This window comes from Bartonella sp. SL320, from assembly GCF_059687635.1.
Genome location: NZ_CM185143.1, coordinates 648708 through 667500, shown reverse-complemented (window position 1 = coordinate 667500; position 18793 = coordinate 648708). Strand labels below are relative to the sequence as shown.

Annotated in this window: 13 protein-coding genes, 1 pseudogene and 2 riboswitches (1 of these 16 running past the window's edge); of the genes and pseudogenes, 6 read left to right on the top strand and 8 right to left on the bottom strand. The window is 39.1% G+C overall.

What is annotated here, in order from left to right; all coding sequences use genetic code 11:
* On the top strand, positions 1–318 hold the end of the coding sequence (locus tag AC6ER8_RS02695) for an HlyD family secretion protein (protein WP_497079116.1). 777 nt of this gene lie to the left of the window's left edge; the window shows 318 of its 1095 coding nt (coding positions 778–1095); the start codon falls outside the window, past its left edge; its stop codon occupies positions 316–318.
* Positions 319–342: 24 nt separating this feature from the next.
* Complete coding sequence (locus AC6ER8_RS02690; protein ID WP_497079114.1) at positions 343–1917, top strand: DHA2 family efflux MFS transporter permease subunit; 1575 nt, start codon at positions 343–345, stop codon at positions 1915–1917.
* Positions 1918–3317: 1400 nt separating this feature from the next.
* Here AC6ER8_RS02690 and AC6ER8_RS02685 read toward each other — a convergent pair.
* The 3 genes from AC6ER8_RS02685 to trhO form a co-directional block, all read right to left on the bottom strand.
* Positions 3318–3902, bottom strand: a complete 585-nt coding sequence (locus AC6ER8_RS02685; protein WP_497079112.1) for a GNAT family N-acetyltransferase — start codon at positions 3900–3902, stop codon at positions 3318–3320.
* Positions 3903–3978: 76 nt separating this feature from the next.
* Complete coding sequence (locus AC6ER8_RS02680; RefSeq protein WP_497079110.1) at positions 3979–5112, bottom strand: type III PLP-dependent enzyme; 1134 nt, start codon at positions 5110–5112, stop codon at positions 3979–3981.
* A gap of 1598 nt (positions 5113–6710) precedes the next feature.
* A complete protein-coding gene (gene trhO, locus AC6ER8_RS02675; RefSeq protein WP_497079576.1) occupies positions 6711–7628 on the bottom strand; it encodes an oxygen-dependent tRNA uridine(34) hydroxylase TrhO in 918 nt (305 codons plus the stop codon).
* A 97-nt stretch (positions 7629–7725) separates the two neighbouring features.
* Here trhO and eda point away from each other — a divergent pair, with 97 nt between their 5' ends.
* Positions 7726–8391, top strand: coding sequence for a bifunctional 4-hydroxy-2-oxoglutarate aldolase/2-dehydro-3-deoxy-phosphogluconate aldolase (gene eda, locus AC6ER8_RS02670; protein WP_497079108.1), 666 nt, complete (start codon positions 7726–7728; stop codon positions 8389–8391).
* Here eda and AC6ER8_RS02665 read toward each other — a convergent pair.
* Together AC6ER8_RS02665 and AC6ER8_RS02660 are read right to left on the bottom strand one after the other, a co-directional pair.
* Positions 8361–8795 (bottom strand): annotated as a pseudogene (locus AC6ER8_RS02665) (ferredoxin reductase domain-containing protein); the annotation flags it as partial. The gene eda and the pseudogene AC6ER8_RS02665 overlap by 31 nt on opposite strands.
* 70 nt (positions 8796–8865) lie before the next feature.
* Positions 8866–9696 (bottom strand): ferredoxin--NADP reductase, encoded by an 831-nt coding sequence (locus AC6ER8_RS02660; RefSeq protein WP_497079106.1) that lies wholly within the window; start codon positions 9694–9696, stop codon positions 8866–8868.
* Positions 9697–10785: 1089 nt separating this feature from the next.
* Between AC6ER8_RS02660 and alr the strand changes: the two genes are divergently transcribed.
* On the top strand, positions 10786–11901 hold the full coding sequence (alr, locus tag AC6ER8_RS02655) for an alanine racemase (protein WP_497079104.1): 1116 nt from the start codon (positions 10786–10788) through the stop codon (positions 11899–11901).
* Positions 11902–12529: 628 nt separating this feature from the next.
* Here the strand turns inward: alr and gcvP are convergent.
* From gcvP to gcvT, 3 genes are read right to left on the bottom strand one after another with little or no spacing between them, the layout of a single operon-like run.
* Positions 12530–15325: an aminomethyl-transferring glycine dehydrogenase gene (gcvP, locus tag AC6ER8_RS02650; RefSeq protein WP_497079574.1), complete on the bottom strand. Its 2796-nt coding sequence runs from the start codon at positions 15323–15325 to the stop codon at positions 12530–12532.
* A gap of 5 nt (positions 15326–15330) precedes the next feature.
* Positions 15331–15699, bottom strand: a complete 369-nt coding sequence (gene gcvH, locus AC6ER8_RS02645; protein ID WP_497079102.1) for a glycine cleavage system protein GcvH — start codon at positions 15697–15699, stop codon at positions 15331–15333.
* Positions 15700–15705: 6 nt separating this feature from the next.
* Positions 15706–16818, bottom strand: a complete 1113-nt coding sequence (gene gcvT, locus AC6ER8_RS02640; RefSeq protein ID WP_497079100.1) for a glycine cleavage system aminomethyltransferase GcvT — start codon at positions 16816–16818, stop codon at positions 15706–15708.
* A gap of 44 nt (positions 16819–16862) precedes the next feature.
* A riboswitch (glycine riboswitch) is annotated at positions 16863–16954 on the bottom strand.
* A 1-nt stretch (position 16955) separates the two neighbouring features.
* A riboswitch (glycine riboswitch) is annotated at positions 16956–17070 on the bottom strand.
* A 447-nt stretch (positions 17071–17517) separates the two neighbouring features.
* Here gcvT and AC6ER8_RS02635 point away from each other — a divergent pair.
* Together AC6ER8_RS02635 and AC6ER8_RS02630 are read left to right on the top strand one after the other, a co-directional pair.
* On the top strand, positions 17518–18180 hold the full coding sequence (locus AC6ER8_RS02635; RefSeq protein WP_497079098.1) for an LON peptidase substrate-binding domain-containing protein: 663 nt from the start codon (positions 17518–17520) through the stop codon (positions 18178–18180).
* A 13-nt stretch (positions 18181–18193) separates the two neighbouring features.
* Positions 18194–18409: a Trm112 family protein gene (locus AC6ER8_RS02630; protein WP_497079097.1), complete on the top strand. Its 216-nt coding sequence runs from the start codon at positions 18194–18196 to the stop codon at positions 18407–18409.
* The last annotated feature ends 384 nt before the right edge of the window (positions 18410–18793 follow it).

Below are 18793 nucleotides of genomic sequence, written 5' to 3'. Positions count from 1 at the left end.
CTTTATGTTGAAGCAAACTATAAAGAAACACAATTGCAAAACATCCATGCTGGGCAAACAGCCTATATTATTGTAGATGCCTTCAAAAAGGAGGTCTTTACAGGAACAGTACTTTCTATTTCGCCCGCAACAGGCGCTATTTTTTCCCTTCTCCCCCCACAAAATGCCACAGGTAATTTTACTAAGATTGTCCAACGTATTCCAGTACGTGTCTCTATTCCAGAAGAAGCGCTAAAAACCGGATATATTCGAGCGGGAATGAGTGTTTCTGTAGAAATTGATACACGTACAAAACCACAAGATAAAAGTCTCTTATAGTAACAAACACATGACCCTATTATTATGACATCTTCCATACCAAAGCCTACACAGTCTCAAGAGCGTATAGAAATCCGTAACATTGTGCTTTTCATAGTTATGGCCTTTGGTATGTTCATGGCTATTTTGGATATCCAAATCGTTGCCTCCTCTTTAGCTGAAGTTCAAGCTGGTCTTGCTGCAAGCTCTGAAGAAATTTCATGGGTTCAAACCTCCTATCTCATCGCTGAAGTCATCATGTTGCCCCTTTCTGGATTTTTAGGAAGATTGCTTTCAACACGTGTTTTCTTTACGATCTCAGCAGTTGGATTTACGATTACCTCTATTCTTTGTGCAACAGCAACCTCCATTAACGAGATGATTATATATCGCGCCTTGCAAGGTTTTATTGGTGGAGGAATTATTCCAAGCGTTTTTGTCGCCTCTTATGTTCTTTTTCCTCCTTCCAAACGTCCCGTTGTCGTTCCTATTGTTGGACTCGTCGCAACACTCGCCCCCACTATTGGTCCAACGGTTGGAGGGTATCTGTGTCATCTCTTATCATGGCACTGGCTTTTTCTCGTTAATGTGCCTTTTGGCATTATTATTTCAATTCTCGCTTGGAAATTAATTGATTTTGATAAAGCAGATCCATCTCTCATGGCTAAGTTTGACTGGTTGGGGCTCATTTCTATGGCTGTTTTTCTAGGAACTTTAGAATATGTACTAGAAGAGGGCGCACGTCATGATTGGCTGAATGATCAGTTGATTCGAGACTTATTCATTATCATGATCTTGTCTGCCGCCCTCTTCTTCTGGCGCGCTTTTACGGCAAAAGAGCCTATTGTTGATCTTACGGCTTTTTCTAATTTTAATTTTTCTGCTGCATCTATTTTTTCTTTTTCTTTAGGAATCGGTCTTTATGGACTTACATATCTTTATCCTGTCTATTTGAGCCAAATCCGCCATTATGATTCCCTCATGATTGGAGAAACATTGTTTCTTTCAGGATTGGTCATGTTATTCACCGCCCCTCTTGCTGGATATCTTTCCGCACGAATCGATGCACGTTTAATGATGGCGATAGGACTTTTAGGTTTTGCAATAGGCACTTGGATGGCAAGCTCTATCACAGACAACTGGGATTTTTGGCAACTGTTTTGGCCACAAGTTTTTCGTGGTGCTTCTGTGATGTTATGTATGGTTCCCGTTAATAACATTGCCTTAGGAACACTGCCACCAGAACGAATGCAAAATGCTTCTGGACTTTTTAATCTTACACGAAATCTAGGGGGGGCTGTAGGACTTGCCATTATTAGCACTCTCATGACAAAACGCACAGACTTCCATTACGAACGAATAGCTGAAACGCTCAACCACGCAAATAGACAAGCAACTGAAATGCTTTCAAAGCTTACTTTGTTCTTAAAAACAGAAACCTTTGATTCCTATACGCTTGCTCTTTCTCAACTATTTGGTATGGTCCGTGTACAAGCAACGATTATGGCTTTTAGTGACATTTTCTTTATCATAACGATCATCTTTGGTATTTTGGGATTTATGACCATTTTTCTCAAAAAAATACCGCCCCTCACAGATGATTCTCCTCCCAGCCACTAAATAACCTAAATTGAGGAATGGTTTTTGATTCCTTTTGACGTTATCTCCTCTCAAGAAATACATGCACTTCTAGATGAGTGCTTCTGATAAACATTCTTTTCCATGAGAAAGCTTTATGCGTTAAGAGATAACTTATCACATGAAGAATTGTTAAAGTGTTTTAGATGATAATAAACGAAAAACTTAATTTAAAATGCTGCAACGCTATTAGCTCCACATCTTTACGATTATAGAGTAAAAAAACCAGTACTATCATGCACTTTCCCTGCCCCAATGTTGCAACTTCTTCGCTATTTGAAACGGTTCATAAGAAGATGCCTTTCTTGTAAAGTTTTTCTTCACACGACTCGCTCCGCTTATAAACGTGCAAGAGACACGACTTTAATTGATTTAACATAGAACAGATTTGGAATGAGAGAAACTTACGAGATTTAGGAGAGCTCGTTCAGTCAGAAAAAAGTATGAATTATCCTGATCAATCCATAGGTTTATCATAAAAATAAAGAGATTCTTTTGATAAGGTTTCTAGTTTTTCACTATAGGCCGCAAAAAACATGATAAAGAATATTTGCGCTTGTTATAAGATCTCTCATCTTTCTGCCAATCCTATTTTACATGATTGCCGGCATAAAAGTGATTCTATAAGATTCTTTATGCTTTATTCTTTTTATACTTTAAGAGAATAGATCACCTTTCTCTTTTCCCTCTCTCTGGGGCCTTCTTTTTGAGGTCTTTCATAAAAGATTTATGATCTTTTTTATTTTTATTCACATCCCTCTTTTCCTTATAATGTTCAAGATAATCTTTTTTTCTTCTGAATGTGAAAATTTAACATAAGAGAATCAGCCTATATCCGACATGCTCATGCCAATTAAAAGACATTGTCTTTAGACAATTATTATCTTTGTAGAAAAAAAGGAGTAAAAGTATGTTTTTTTAAAAGCATTCAAACCTGTGATTTTATTTTTTTATGCTCTTCTAAAGAATCACATCCCTACAATTTTGATTCTACCATTGCCTATTTTTCCCAACCACGCAACACACGCTAAAAGAGCGTAGATTTCTCAAAATATCTCTCGTTTTGAATAAAAGTTGATCAATAAATAATATTGAGAGCTGGAAAATTATATGATGATATTGGCTGAAAAATCCAAAACCACTCAAAAATTTCGTTCCTTTCAATCTTATGAAATAGAACACTCATTTCAAAAAAATGCGCTTTAAATATATGGCCATAAATTCAACTGAAACGATCAGAAATTAAAAAACAACCCCATAAAAAAGTCTGTGCAACACAATCACAAAACACCTCCCCCAAACTTTGTACAAATGCTTCGCCATCAGACAATATATGCTCTTTTTCAATACGAGCATATTGGGAAACGAAATAAATGCAATCTTCAAGCCACTTTATGATGATGAAAACGATTCGAAACTTCTCTTTTTCCACTCGCAACCAAAGTGCCATAACATCCAGAAAGATAGTGTGGTATCAGTTCCAAGGCTTGAAAACGATGTTTTTCGTAAGGACCAGGCATTGCCAAATTTTCTGTTAAGCGATTTGAAAAACCAAAACGTTGATAAAATTCAGAATCTCCTACCAATAAAATAGCGCCGTACCCCATTTTTTTTGCTGTTTCAATTGCATGACGAACTAAAATTGATCCTATTCCCATACCAGCATATTCAGCTGCAACAGCCAAAGGTCCCAAAAGTAAAGCATGTTGTATTTTATTTTTTTCTTTAAAAAAAGCAACATGCCAAAGGCGGACACTCCCCACAAGCTCACCAAGCGCATTTTTAACCACAAAAGAAAGCCCTTGAGCCGCTAACCGACCACGACGTAAAGCCTCTGATGACTTACGTTTACGTCCATGCCCCATGGTTGCATCAAGCAAAATTTCCCGATAAGGCTTATCTGCTTCTTGTTCCAATAAAAGTGTAAAACATGCCCCATCTTTTGTTTGAAAATTAATCGTATTCATCTCGATGACCCACCCTCTTATAGCGCTATGACAAGCATAGCAAAAAGTCTAAAAAGCCTATAGTTAAAAAGAAGTTTTAGATCACATACGATCGTAAAGGCTCAAAACCATTAAAAGCAACAGATGCGTAAGTTGTTGTGTAAGCACCCGTTCCATGGATCAATATCTTATCTCCAATCGTTAGAGATAAAGGAAGCGGATAAGGTGTTTTTTCATAAAGGACATCTGCCGAATCGCATGTTGGTCCAGCCAAAATACAAGGCTCCATCACTTTGTCATCATGAGGGGTTTCAATAGGATAACGAATGGCTTCATCCATAGTTTCGGCAAGACCATTAAATTTCCCAATATCCAGATAAACCCATCGGACATTATCATTGTCAGCTTTCTTAGAGATCAAAACAACTTCTGTGCGAATAACACCGGCATTGCCAACCATCGCACGTCCTGGCTCAATGATCGTCTCAGGGATACGATTACCAAAATGCTTTTTTAATGAATCAAAAACTGCCGTGCCATAAACTTGTTCTGTAGGAACATCTTTCAAATAGCGCGTTGGAAAACCGCCCCCCATATTCACCAACTTTAATAAAATACCTTCTTGTTCCAAATTTTTAAAAACGCTAGCAGCATCCGATAAAGCACGATCCCACGCACTCAAATCAACCTGCTGAGACCCAACGTGAAAAGAAACACCATAGGCTTGCAAACCTAATTGATTTGCGCGTTTTAACACATCAACAGCCATAGCAGGAACACAACCGAATTTGCGTGACAAAGGCCACTCTGCCCCTTTTCCATCGGTAAGAACGCGACAAAAAACACGAGCTCCTGGAGCAACACGTGCAATTTTTTCTACTTCTTCAATACAATCAACCGCATAAAGTGCAACACCCAAGGCATAGGCTCGCGCAATATCACGCTCTTTTTTAATCGTATTCCCAAAAGAAATCCGCTCTGGTGTTGCCCCAGCATCTAAAGCCATTTCAATTTCTGCCACAGAAGCCGCATCAAAAGAAGACCCTAAAGAGCTGAGTAAACGCAAGATTTCAGGCGCTGGATTTGCCTTTATTGCATAAAAAATGCGAGACTGCGGTAGAGCTTTTTCAAAATTCAAATAGTTGTTACGAACAACATCAAGGTCAACAATGAGGCATGGACCTTCATCACGATGTGTTGCAAGAAAATCGCGAATACGTTGCGTTGCCATCTGCAATTCTCCTTGAGGGAACGCTCCCCCACTCTATACTTAAAGACAGCCAAAGCTGCCAAAAGCCAAAGGACAAAAAACACACAACAACCATCCCCATTCTGATTATAAAAAAACCAGAAATTAGCATTGCATGCAGCGAAAGAACAGCGCGAAAAACGCGTTATTCCATTTTATCTGCCTTTTTGATTGGAATTGAGAAAACTACTTCCGCACTGAAGGCAATGAGGTGTGCCTCTATAGTTATCCCAGCATTTAAAAGCTGGAAGACACCAGAAAGGCCCGCACCGTCGTTGCTTCAAGATGTCCTCATTCTTGCAATTGGCTGTAAGAATGACTGGAGCGGTTAGTTCCAGGTACCGTACCGGTTGATCTCACCATTTGAGAACCAGCGGACACCCACAGGCACGTGCGACTTTGGGCAAGAGAATTTATAAAATGAATCCTTTCTCATTTCAATCATTTTTTTAGTTTTAAACATTTTTTAATTTTTAAAGAGAATATGATGCAGAAAAACAACACTCTATCTCCACCAGACAAAGCTATTCCTTCACTTTCACGGAATTACGCCCCTTTATCATCCATACTGCTTAAATCACAGTCCTGCTTTAAAAGCGCCTCTTGTTGAGCTTTCCCATTCCATTTTTCCAACATCATCGATAGAAAACAACGCAAAATATTGTACGAAATTCATTCATTTATCATTATTATTTTGACCTTGAATCAAGAAACCCACCGTAAAATGCTTTCATTTTCCCCTCTCTTATAGTGAATCAATCAAAATCATGTCTCGTGCACCTCAAGAGTATCAAACAGCGTGTAGCTACAAAATAGTTACAAAAAGAGTAAAATACTTCTTATGAATCCTCTCAAATGCAAGAAATATCAGTATTGAAATCTAGGGATATCTCGACGGAAGAAACAACATCATCTGTAGATAATGATATCCTTGCCCCTAACAAAACACTTTATCTTGCTCACCGATATCCTAAAAAATATCTGTACGTTCAACATCCATTGCACCGCATTTTTCAACAAGATATCACGCAAGATCCCCCGTACAATAGAACTATTATGGTATCACTCAACTGCGTATCACCATCCTTATACTTATGAAATTATAACGGAATGCCCCATTCTATCTGCCAACGCCCGATATTGCAGTAACACCTCCATTGACATGGATCATATTATTTTAAATATTTTTTTCCACATACTTTCCCATGTAACCTATCAAGTGATATGTGATTTGTCATCTTCCAATCTGAAAGAAGTCAATTTCACAACATTCAGATTTCCTATTCAACATGGGAAGCGGTCAATTACTATAAATCCCAGTCAATTATTATAAATCAATGTGCTAAACCACTAATCAATGGCTTTTCCATTTTAAAATGAAATCTATCTTAGATACATCATTATAAAATCAGGAAAAGCAGACGATCTATAATGATCATTTATAAACTGAATAATTTAATGCAAACCAAAAGACCGAATAACATTCAGTCTTATAAAAAATATTCTTCTACAAAGATCAAAGATCCCTCTCTCTTAAATTTAAGAGAAAAAAGCTACAATTTAACGCCCGACAAGAATCCTTATGTCCCTTGATGGCTATCCATGGCACGCAACTTCAACAATTGGAATTGCCTATGCCGCTCACGAAAACGCTCTCTATCAGCTTCACTACGCGTATTATAACAAGCATCACAAGAAACACCTTCCTCGTAATGAGGCGATAATTTGCTTTCAGCATTCAAAGGTGAACGACATGCGCGACAGAGTTCACGTCCACATTCTTCAAGACCATGTTGAACAGAAACACGCTCATCAAAAACAAAACATTCCCCCCACCATAAGCTTTCCTCTTTTGGAATTTTTTCTAAATATTTTAAAATTCCCCCCTTTAAATGATACACTTCTTCATACCCAAGTTCACGAACATAAGCGGTTGATTTTTCACAACGAATACCGCCCGTACAAAACATAGCAATTTTCTTTTTCTTCTTTAAATCCGCCTCATGTTGACGCACCCATTCAGGAAATTCGCGAAATGTTTTAATATTGGGATCAATGGCTCCTTGAAAACTCCCAATCGCATATTCATAATCATTACGCGTATCAATGAGAATTGTTTCTTCATCTTGAATAAGAGCATTCCAGTCTTCAGGGTCCACATAAGTACCCACAACTTTTAGTGGATCAACCCCTTCAACCCCCATGGTCACAATTTCTTTTTTCAAGCGCACTTTCATGCGATGAAAAGGCATTTTTGATGCCCATGAATATTTAATCTCTGGCGTTTGAAACGCTGGCTCAGCCGTAATAAAATCAATCAACGCTTCGATGGCTTCACAAGAACCAGCAACAGTTCCATTAATTCCCTCGTGTGCTAAAAGGAGAGTCCCTTTGATACCCTTTGCGTAACATAAATCCTGCAAAGGCTTTTGTAATTGACGATAATGCTTCAACTCTGTGAAGCAATAAAGTGCAGCAACTTTAAAATTCTTTTCCATATGTTTTGCCATAGCGCGGGTTTCATCCAATTTCAAGATCGATTCATTTACTCTTTAACATATTGTGTTTACAATATCATCTCAAAGAAAGAATATCATGTGCCAAAAAAGAGAAAAACTTTTATTATATTTCCAAGGACAAACCGTTATACCTGTTTTGCTCATTGACGATCTAGAAAATGCTGTCCCCTTAGCACGTGCTCTTGTCAAAGGCGGATTAAAAACAATTGAGATCACTTTGCGAACACCAAATGCTCTCAAAGCAATTAAGAAAATTACACAAGAAGTCCCTGAAGCAATTGTTGGCGCCGGAACAATTCTCAACACAACACACTACGAACAAGCCGAACAAGCTGGAGCCCAATTTATCGTAAGCCCCGGATTATCAAATGAATTAATCAATTGTGCAAAAAATAGTGAAATTCCCCTTCTTCCCGGTGCAATAACCCCAAGTGAACTCATGCAAGCACTCGATAAAGGCTATTCATATCTTAAATTTTTTCCTGCTAAAGCCGCTGGAGGACTTGATTTTATCCAAGCGTTAGCCTCTCCTTTTTCTGAAATCTTTTTTTGTCCTACGGGTGGTATAACACAAAAAAGTGCAACACAATGGCTCCAACTTCCTAACGTCTTCTGCGTTGGTGGTTCTTGGATAGCACCTCAACAGCTCATTTCAACAAAGGATTGGGATTCAATTAGTGCATTAGCGTACACTGCATCACAACTTTGCTCTCATACCACAAAGGCACGCTCTAAAACGTGAAGACGCGGGGCATTATGAGCCCCTTCAACGAGACCAAAACCTTCACACATCCTTGCATAATCTTTTGAAATTGCCATAGAGCCACAAATCATCACCCGATATTCATCAGGATGAATTTTGGGCAGACCTGTTGTTTTTAAAAAAGTACCCATTCCCCATCACAGTTGTAATACGCCCCATATGCTCAGAAGATTCTCGGGTGGTCATGGGATAAAATTTCAATTGTTTTGCGTATTCACCAATCAGTCGATCTTTTTGCAAAGAGCAAACGAGGTCTTTTGCATAAGTTAACGCATTCTTTTCACGTGTTGTTTGAATAAGAACCTCTTCTAAAAATTTTTCATAAATATCAGGATCATGAATAAGGCTTGCAAAAGGATCACCCCCGAACCAGTTGAAAGAAGATTGTTTGTTGTTAAAAAAACTATTGTTTAAAAAAGTACACGACAAAAGCAAGGAATAGCCCCAATTTCCTCACCCCACAAAGGCACGCTCTACAACATAAGTTGCGGGAGCATTATTCGCCCCTTCAACGAGACCAAAGCCTTCACACATCCTTGCACAATCTTTTAACATTGCCATAGAGCCACAAATCATCACCCGATCTTCATCAGGATGAATCTTGGGCAAACCCGTTGTTTCAAAAAAGCACCCATTCTCCATCACTGTTGTAATACGCCCCATATGCTCAGAAGATTCACGGGTGGTCATGGGATAAAATTTCAACTGTTTTGCGTATTCACCAATCAGTGGATCTTTTTGTAAAGAGCAAACGAGGTCTTTTGCATAAGTCAACTCATTCTTTTCACGCGTTGTTTGAATAAGAACTACTTCTGAAAATTTTTCATAAGTTTCAGGATCACGAATAAGACTTGCAAAAGGAGCAACCCCCGTACCAGTTGAAAGAAGATAAAGGCGTTTTCCAGGAATAAGAGCATCAAGAACCAGCGTTCCCGTAGGTTTCTTCCGCATGAGAACTGTATCACCAATTTTAATTTTTTGCAGATGCTCGGTTAATGGTCCTCCTGGAACTTTGATTGAAAAAAACTCAAGCTGTTCATCCCAAAAAGGACTTGCAATCGAATAAGCGCGATAAATCGGCTTTTTTGCATTTGGTAAACCGATCATAACAAATTCACCGGAACGAAAACGAAAACTTTCCGGACGATTCAGTCGAAATTTAAATAATCGATCTGTATAGTGGTAAACTTCTTGGACAGTAAGAGCAAATACATTCTCAGGAATCGGAAAATCTGAGGCAACGCTGCTGCTGTTTGACGAAACATTGGTAGCAGACGTATTCATACTCTTCCCCATATCTTTATTGAACGTTAAATTTCGAATCCTTGACGTGATATAGTACGTGCATAATCATCTGCCAACAATTTTCTTAAAACAAAACTCTTAAGATTAACACTTTTATGTCAAAATTAATCGAATGAACAAAACACAAATTATATTCAAAGAAAAACAAAAACATTAAATGTTAAACAATTACTGTACGCGTTTCTACTTTAACAGATCATGCATAGTGTATAGCGCAACACTATAAAACTTTTTTACTTTACAAAAGTTATGACTAAAAAACTTAAAATTAGGTAAAGATAAAACTTTTGTTAATTGAACAATAAACGCCCGCCCCCAACAAAATTCCAGCACTACATCCATTGTTTTCTGAGCTTTTTTATACTGCTCTTACCATAAAAAAATGAATCTAACGCACTCTTATGACCATCCAAATTGATTTAACGCAAAACCAACCCAAAAATAGAAAATCAATATGAAATTCCCAAGCCACCTTGAAAAGAAATAATGCCCAAATCAACACTTTTAATGGATCAGAAAGTGGGAACACACTCTTTTTCATTTGAAAAAAATAATTTTAAGTGCATGAGACGACATCCAAAGCTATCCAGATGAGTAACTGCCGCTTTTCTCGTGGAAAAAACGTGTAAGTCATTGCTTGTAATTCATTAGTTGAGGGTGATAATTTATCATTTTACATTCTCTTAAATAAGCAAGCTATACTTGTTTTAAGAAAAACAATTCCACCCGCAACAACAACATAACATTGCACTCTTCAAAATGATACAATACAATGAGTTATGTTTTATTTTTTTAATATGCCTCCGCTAAGGAAAATAAGTAAAAAACATAAAATCTATGTTTTATCAATTATCAAAAGACACTGGATTGATAACAACACAAATAAAACGAAAATATCTCTTATATTCACAGTACTATTTTACATAAAAAACGACTTTTATGGTGCATGATTCAAATATGGGAGACTTATGATTTTTATTATAACAAACAGTATTTTTCCTCTATCGGAACCTCTATGAAATAATAAAAGAACAAGCCGTACGCACGAACAAAGATTAAGATTTTAAAATGAATGAATCCGTTAATAATGAAATAAATACATCCCTCTATGCAGCTGTCGCAACCATTGATGTCAGTGCTATTGTCGCTAATTATATTGCTTTAGCCAAACGTGTCGCTCCAACACAATGTTCAGCCGTTGTAAAAGCCAATGCCTATGGGCTGGGTGCTCACAAAATTGCTCCTGCCCTCTATCAAGCTGGTTGTCGCACTTTTTTTGTCGCTCACATCAAAGAAGCATTGCAATTAAAGAGCATTTTACCATCAAATGCCATGATAGCGCTTCTCAATGGGCTTCCACATTTGGCAGAAGAATTTGTCGCACAGTCCGGTATTGTTCCTGTTTTAAACTCTTGGAATGCTATTGAAATTTGGCAGAATATTTGTCAGAAAAAGGATAAAAAATTTCCAGCAATTGTCCAAATCGATACCCATATGAATCGATTAGGACTTGATCAAAAAGAATTACAAAAACTCATCAAACATCCTACAATTTTTAAAAACGCAGACATAAAATATATTCTCGCTCACCTTGCTAATGGAGAAGATGATACGCATCCATCAAATTATGCTCAATTAACTTCTTTTAAAACGGCCCTTACGCAACTGCCCCCTTGTAGAGCTTCCTTTGCCAATTCTGGGGGAATTTTTTTGGGCTCAGATTTCTATTTTGACCTTGTTCGCCCCGGTATTGCACTTTACGGAGTCGACCCTTCCGGAAAAAACTCATCTCTTCTAAAACCTGTTTTAAGACTTGAAGCCCAAGTCATTCAAAACCGCGTTGTTGATGCAGGGGCACCTGTTGGTTATGGAGAAAGCTTTACAACCAACAGACCAAGCACTCTTGCAACCATTTCTATTGGCTATGCAGACGGCTGGCTTCGTGCTCTTTCGAATAAAGGAACTGTTTATTTCAATGGGCACAAACTTCCCATGGTTGGGCGCGTTTCTATGGATTCCATTATTGTCGATACAACCGATCTTGATCAAAAACCTCAAATGGGTGACTGGGTAGAACTCATTGGCCCCCATCAAACACTTGAAAAAGTTGCTCTAGATGCCAAAACCCTTCCCAATGAAATTTTAACATCTCTTGGTTCTCGCTATCAATACATTTACACCTAAAGGCTCTTTAAATAAAGAAACTGATCAAAATTATTATCTTAAAAAATCAGAGAGCCTCTCCAAAAGATTTGACAACAATCAAATAGAATGCATCATGAGATATTGGAAAGTCACAGAGAGCTCAAAATAGACAAGTTAATAAGCTGTCTTATGAAGGGTTGACGAGATGCAATAACAGAATTTCGCACACCTTTATCATCAGAAGCACTAACAATCCTAAAATAAGCACGCTCACTTTCTCGCAATGATTTCTTCTTTCTGCAACCAATTCTAAGTTCTTGGGTAAGATGAAATATATCACAATGCATGCAACAAACTGGACTCTGTCTTTATAGGTTTTACTCTCATTTATGTGGATTGGCTGACTAGAAATAACCAATGCACCTAATCACGAAACCCAAGTTATACCATAAAAAATAAAAAAGAGCCTGCCTATCACCAACAAAGCTCAGCTGTTTTGTCAACTTTTTCAATTTTACTCATGGTATAAAAACAAAGAAAGTTTTAAGAAAGAAACAAATGACGCCACAGTAACATATTCAAAATAACATGACCAATAAGCACAAAGCCCACACATTTTGTGTGGGCTTTTTTGCTCATGTAAACAAATAAATTGCATACATATTCTTTAATAGCTATTTCCCAAGGGTGGACACGAACAAATAAGCATTCTGTCTCCCGCAACATTATCAATACGCGATACAGGAGGCCAATATTTATTGGCTGGATCAAGGGAACTATTAGGAAAAGCAGCTTCTTGTCGTGAATAAGGTCTTGCCCAAGCATCATCTAAAGTATCTGCAACGGTATGAGGAGCATTGACCAATGGATTATTGTCTTTTGGCCAAACCCCATTTCCAACTTTCTTTGCTTCCTCCGCAATCGAGAGTAATGCATCACAAAAACGATCAATCTCTGCTTTTGGTTCTGATTCCGTTGGCTCAATCATCAAAGTCCCCGGAACAGGAAACGACATTGTCGGTGCATGGAATCCATAATCAATCAGACGTTTTGCGATATCATCCACACTCACCCCATACTGATCTTTCAACAGGCGTGTATCCACAATACATTCATGAGCAACCCGTCCATGTTTGCCCCGATAAAGAATGGAATAAGCAGAAGAAAGACGTGCAGCAATATAATTAGCATTTAAAATGGCTATTTGTGTTGCATATTTTAAGCCATCAGCACCCATCATTCGAATATACATCCACGTAATGGCAAGAATAGAGGCACTTCCATAAGGCGCTGCCGAAATCGCATGGGTTGTACCATCTTGTTCATGCCCTGGTAAAAAAGGCTTGAGATGCGCTGCAACCCCAATGGGTCCCATACCAGGACCACCGCCTCCATGCGGAATGGCAAATGTTTTATGCAGATTCATATGACAAACATCAGCACCCATATCAGCAGGACGAGCAAGCCCTACAAGGGCATTGAGATTAGCACCATCAAAATAAACTTGTCCGCCATTTTCATGAATAATAGAACAAATTTCCTTAATGCTTTCCTCATAAACCCCATGGGTTGAGGGATAAGTAATCATGAGAGCGGCCAATTTATCCTTATGCAATTGCGCTTTCATTTTGAGATCATCCACATCAACATCGCCATCGCTTAAACATTTTACCACCACAACTTCCATGCCTGCCATATGCGCTGAAGCTGGATTGGTCCCATGTGCAGAAGCCGGAATAAGACAAACTGTCCGTTGCTGTTCTCCCCGTGAGTGGTAATAGCGTCGGATAGCCAAAAGTCCGGCATATTCACCTTGAGCGCCAGAATTGGGTTGAAAAGAGACTTGCGCAAATCCTGTAATTTCACACAACCATGCATTTAACTGATTGATCATCTCCAAATAACCCGCCGCATCCTCTTGTGAAACAAAGGGGTGTATATTGGCCATGCTCGCCCAACTTACAGGCATCAATTCAGCCGCCGCATTAAGCTTCATGGTACAAGAACCAAGGGGGATCATCGCCCGATCCAGTGCCAAATCCTTATCCGCTAAACGACGCAAAAAGCGCATCATATCTGTCTCTGAATGAACGGCATGAAAAAAGGGCTGAGAAAGAAAAGCAGCATCCCGCCTTTGACCAAAGAGCCTTGGAGAAGCCTGATCAACCAGTTGTGCCCCAAAAAGCTTTGCTAAAGCAGAGGCATCTTCTTCTGTCGACAATTCATCAAAATTGATTGCAATGGTGTCATCATCAAAAACACGAACAAGGCGTCCATTCATCTTGGCTTGGTATGCGATTTCTCGCGCTTTTCCCTTCACAACAACGCTGACACAATCAAAAAAAGCCTCTCCTTCACAAGAAACACCAACGGCCTCTAAACCAGCAACAAAACGACATGTTAAATGATGAATCCGCTGCGCAATTTCTTGTAAGCCTTGTGGTCCATGCCAAACAGCATAAGCCGTTGCCATATTTGCCAACAAAGCCTGAGCTGTACAAATATTCGACGTTGCTTTATCGCGCCGAATATGTTGTTCACGTGTTTGCAAAGCTAAACGAAAACCAACGCGCCCTTCTGTATCCACAGATTGCCCCACGATACGCCCTGGAATAAGACGTGTAAGCGCATCACTCACTGCAAGGTAGCCAGCATGCGGCCCCCCAAACCCCATCGGAACGCCATAACGCTGCATAGAGCCAACAACAATATCAGCACCCCATTTTGCCGGTGCTTCCATAAGTGTCAGCGCTAAAGGATCAGCCACAACGATAACCAGCGCTCCTTTTTCCTTTGCCTCTTTGATGACCTCACTATAATCATGAAAAGAACCCTTTGTATCCGGCCAAGAGAGAACAATTGCCGCTGTATCAGAACAAATTTCCTTCTCGTCGCTTATCCGAATGCCTTGTGTTTCAGCACGGGTTTGCGCAACACTCAAAATCTGAGGATGCAAAAGACTTTGAAGAGAAATTTTTGTTTTTTTCTCGCGCGCAAAGCGGAAAGCAAGAGCATTGGCTTCCGCTAAAGCGGTTGCTTCATCAAGAAGAGAAGCAGCAGCAACAGGCAAACCGGTCAGTTCACTAATCAATGTCTGAAAATAAAATAAAAGCTCTAAACGGCCTTGGCTAATTTCTGCTTGATAAGGCGTATAAGCGGTATACCAAGCTGGATTTTCAAACAGATTTCGCAAAATAACCGGAGGAACATAAGTGCCATAATATCCTTGCCCAATAAAACTTTTGTGCACACAATTACGCTCCATCATTTTGGAGAGTTCTTCCAAGGCTTCTCCTTCACTTGCAGCCTTTGGCAGATTCAAGGAACGCTCCAAATGGATAGAGTTGGGAACAGCTTGAGAGACCAGTGTTTCAACACTATCGATCTCTAAAACATCAAGCATTTTTTGTGTTTCATCAGGACGCAGCCCAATATGTCGAGAAGAAAAAGAACGCTCGCTCATGATATTCATCCAATCAGAGCCTTATAAGCATCTTCATCCAACAACCCTTCCAGTTGTGTTTCATCCTGCAATGTCATTTTCCATAACCAGCCTTCTGTTTCGGCTTTCTGGTTTACCAGTTCAGGACTATCAGCCAATGCTGCATTAATTTCAACCACTTCACCATCAAGAGGAGAATAAACATCTGAAGCAGCTTTAACGGATTCCACAACAGCCGCAGCCTCCCCTTTTGAAAGTTTTGTCCCACTTTGTGGTAAATCAACAAAAACCAAATCGCCTAATTGCTCTTGCGCATAATATGTAACCCCAACGGTCACCATTTGTCCTTCAACGCTAAGCCATTCGTGGTCTTGTGTGAAATAAGTTTTAGACATAAAAAATCATCCTTTAAAATAACGTTGTTCAACAAAGGGAAGAGAATGAACTGAGAGGGTAATCTTTTTGCCTCGCAATTCTGTAAAGACTTCTGTACCTTCAACTTTACACGCCACAGGAACATACCCCATCGCAACAGGACCATCAAAAGAAGGACCAAAACCGCCTGATGTTACAAGACCAATCTCATTGCCCTGATCATCGAAAAGCACCGCACCAGCACGAATAGGTTGACGCGTTTGTGGCTTTAGCCCTACACGACAACGCGTAGGTCCTTTTTGTAGTGCTTCAAGAAAAGCCTTCGCGCCATAAAATTGTGCTTTTTCTCGAACACTTTTAGGAACAGCCCACGTTAAAGCCGCATCAATGGGCGTCGTCTCAGGGGTAATATCATTTCCATGCAAACACAACCCTGCTTCCAACCGCAAACTATCGCGTGCGGCAAGCCCAATCCACTCAACACGAGAATCACTTAGCAATTTTTCAGCCAACATATGCGCATGCCCTACGGGCACAGCAATTTCAAAACCGTCCTCTCCCGTATACCCAGAACGCGTTATAAACCAATCTTGTTGTGGTTCGAACCCTTGCATAAAGAACAATTCATTGCCTGGTAAATCCGCATCAGCAAGAACAGCCGCCGCTTCAGGTCCTTGAAGAGCAAGCAATACCCTTTCAAGAGCGATTACTTGACATTCAAAATTAACAGCACGCTTTTCCAATTCTGCAAAATCAGCTTGTGCATTCCCCGCATTAGCAACCAACATAAAACGGCACTCTTCCAAACGAGTAATGATAAGATCATCAAGAATGCCAGCCTGCTCATTAAGCAAATAATTATACCGTGAATGCCCAATCTTTAAAGCGGCTGCATCAATGGGAAAAGCATAGGATAAAAATTCTACGGCTTGTTCCCCTTCAACGGCAATCAGTTTCATATGAGAAATATCAAAAAGACCGGCATGTTCCCGCGTATGAAGATGCTCTTTCAAAACGCCAAGCGGATAAGTTAAAGGCATATTCCACCCTGCAAAAGCACCAAATTTTGCTCCTGCTTGTTCATGCAAATCATATAAAGGAAGTGTTTTTAAAAAAGATGTTTCTTGTTGTGAACCCATAATAACTCCAAAGCTGCGCTAACGCCCATACAATATGACCGTCTCTGCACCCCTCTGTCATAAACCTGAGAGACTCGCGAAAAAAACTTTCGCTTACACCTTCGGCGCGGGCTCTCCCGACTTTCCAGATCTGCCTTCCTTCTTTTACGGTCCTTCAAGCCTGAGAGATTATGGGCTATTTCCCCTTCGGCGGCAATGCGAATTCGGCGACAATACGAAAATCTGCAATCTGCACTCTCCCGCAAAAGAATGAAAGAAACGATAACGCTCTTTCCAGCATGTTTTAATCTATAACCTATCTTGATCACACTGTCATTAGTAAAGTGAGAACATACCCTCATTTTAAAACTTGCATAAGCTGCTTCAAAAGATTTATAATAATATCCTTTTGAAGCTTACAAAAATTGTAAGGAACACATTTTAGGAAATTTAAGACAAGAATCAAAAGCTATAGGCAAAAATACCCCTTGAAAATCATGCAAAACATCACACCCTAAAAAGATCGCAAAGCAATATTCTTTCTTGTGTGATTAAACTTTAATGATAGAGTTTCATATTCTTTTAAGAATAAAGACTTTAAATATTTTATTAAGGGTGATTTTAATACACAAGAAGTGGGTTTTCTGCTTTCTTAAATAGTGTCATAAAGTGCAACGATTGACAGATTAAAATTACCAAATACAAGGTCACAACATACTCATGAAAGCTGGTAATATCTCTTACAATTGCGAAAATGATCTTCCAAAGCAAATTGCTCTTTTCCCTTTAGAGGGTGCACTCTTACTGCCCGGTGGTTTTTTATCCCTCAACATTTTTGAACCAGAATCGCTTGAAATGATTGAAAATGTTATGCTGTCGGATCGTCTCTTGGGCGTTATTCAACCCCTTTCATCAGATATGGATCCCTTCTCTCAGCAACTTTATAAAACAGGCTGTATAGGACGCATTACAAACTACAGTGAAACAGGCAATGGACAACTATTCATTATCTTACAGGGTGTTTGCCGCTTTACCTTAGAACAAGAATTAACAAACACAAAATCCTATCGAACAGCTCTCATCCAATCAAATATACAAGACTTACAAGAGCTCGATAGTGTAGAAAACATTAATCGAGAAAATTTACTTGACGTTGTTGAGAAATATCTGACCATCCATGAAATGGAATATAATTGGAGCAGTATCATAGAAGCGCCTACACCTATATTGGTTAATGCCTTTTCAGCTCTTATCCCTTTTACACCAGCAGAAAAACAAGCTCTCCTGGAAGCTCCAGATATTGGAAGCCGAGCCCAAACTCTTCTTGCCTTAACAGAACGCTCACTCATGAAACAAACAGGTACAGATTACAGTTTAAACTAATGAACGTAAAAATATGAAAAAAAAGACCACAGATCCCAAAATGCTCGAATTGCTCGTCTGCCCAATGACGAGAAGCACCCTCTCTTTCAATCGAAAAACACAAGAGCTCATTTCTCTCAAAGCCAAACTTGCCTATCCTATTCGTGATGGTGTTCCCATTATGCTGGCTTCAGAAGCACGCCCTTTGCAAAATAATGAAAAAATAACGCATAAGCGTAAATCTCCCTGATACATTTTTCTTAAATGATAGCGTACTGTTCTCGAGCACTTTTTGATCAAAAGATCTGCTTTGCTCTTATTTTTTCTCATTTTTTCTCTCTCTCACTCTAAAAAGAAACTTTCTAAAAAGCTATCTCTCACCATTTTTTTGAAAACCCTTCCAATGTTATGAGACTTTAAGAAATTTATGAAGAAAGTCTATTCTTTTGCACTTTTACAAAAAAACATGATCTTAAAGGCAGCATTTCTATTGTCCTACCCGTAACGTTAAAAAATACAGCAAAAGGTCAGAGAAATGACGCTCTATCAAAATGTTTCAAAGAGATTTTATCATGACCTTTCTCATCCCCTAAGATTAAAAAAGTTTTTAAATTATTTCTCACGCGGCCCAAGC

What these genes read in the sequence shown, in the direction of transcription:
- AC6ER8_RS02680 (WP_497079110.1), bottom strand. Translation starts at nt 5,112, where the DNA reads ATGGCAACGCAACGTATTCGCGATTTTCTTGCAACACATCGTGATGAA.
- alr (WP_497079104.1), top strand. Translation starts at nt 10,786, where the DNA reads ATGAATGAATCCGTTAATAATGAAATAAATACATCCCTCTATGCAGCT.
- gcvT (WP_497079100.1), bottom strand. Translation starts at nt 16,818, where the DNA reads ATGGGTTCACAACAAGAAACATCTTTTTTAAAAACACTTCCTTTATAT.
- trhO (WP_497079576.1), bottom strand. Translation starts at nt 7,628, where the DNA reads ATGGAAAAGAATTTTAAAGTTGCTGCACTTTATTGCTTCACAGAGTTG.
- eda (WP_497079108.1), top strand. Translation starts at nt 7,726, where the DNA reads ATGTGCCAAAAAAGAGAAAAACTTTTATTATATTTCCAAGGACAAACC.
- gcvP (WP_497079574.1), bottom strand. Translation starts at nt 15,325, where the DNA reads ATGAGCGAGCGTTCTTTTTCTTCTCGACATATTGGGCTGCGTCCTGAT.
- AC6ER8_RS02690 (WP_497079114.1), top strand. Translation starts at nt 343, where the DNA reads ATGACATCTTCCATACCAAAGCCTACACAGTCTCAAGAGCGTATAGAA.
- AC6ER8_RS02630 (WP_497079097.1), top strand. Translation starts at nt 18,194, where the DNA reads ATGAAAAAAAAGACCACAGATCCCAAAATGCTCGAATTGCTCGTCTGC.
- gcvH (WP_497079102.1), bottom strand. Translation starts at nt 15,699, where the DNA reads ATGTCTAAAACTTATTTCACACAAGACCACGAATGGCTTAGCGTTGAA.
- AC6ER8_RS02635 (WP_497079098.1), top strand. Translation starts at nt 17,518, where the DNA reads ATGAAAGCTGGTAATATCTCTTACAATTGCGAAAATGATCTTCCAAAG.
- AC6ER8_RS02685 (WP_497079112.1), bottom strand. Translation starts at nt 3,902, where the DNA reads ATGAATACGATTAATTTTCAAACAAAAGATGGGGCATGTTTTACACTT.
- AC6ER8_RS02660 (WP_497079106.1), bottom strand. Translation starts at nt 9,696, where the DNA reads ATGAATACGTCTGCTACCAATGTTTCGTCAAACAGCAGCAGCGTTGCC.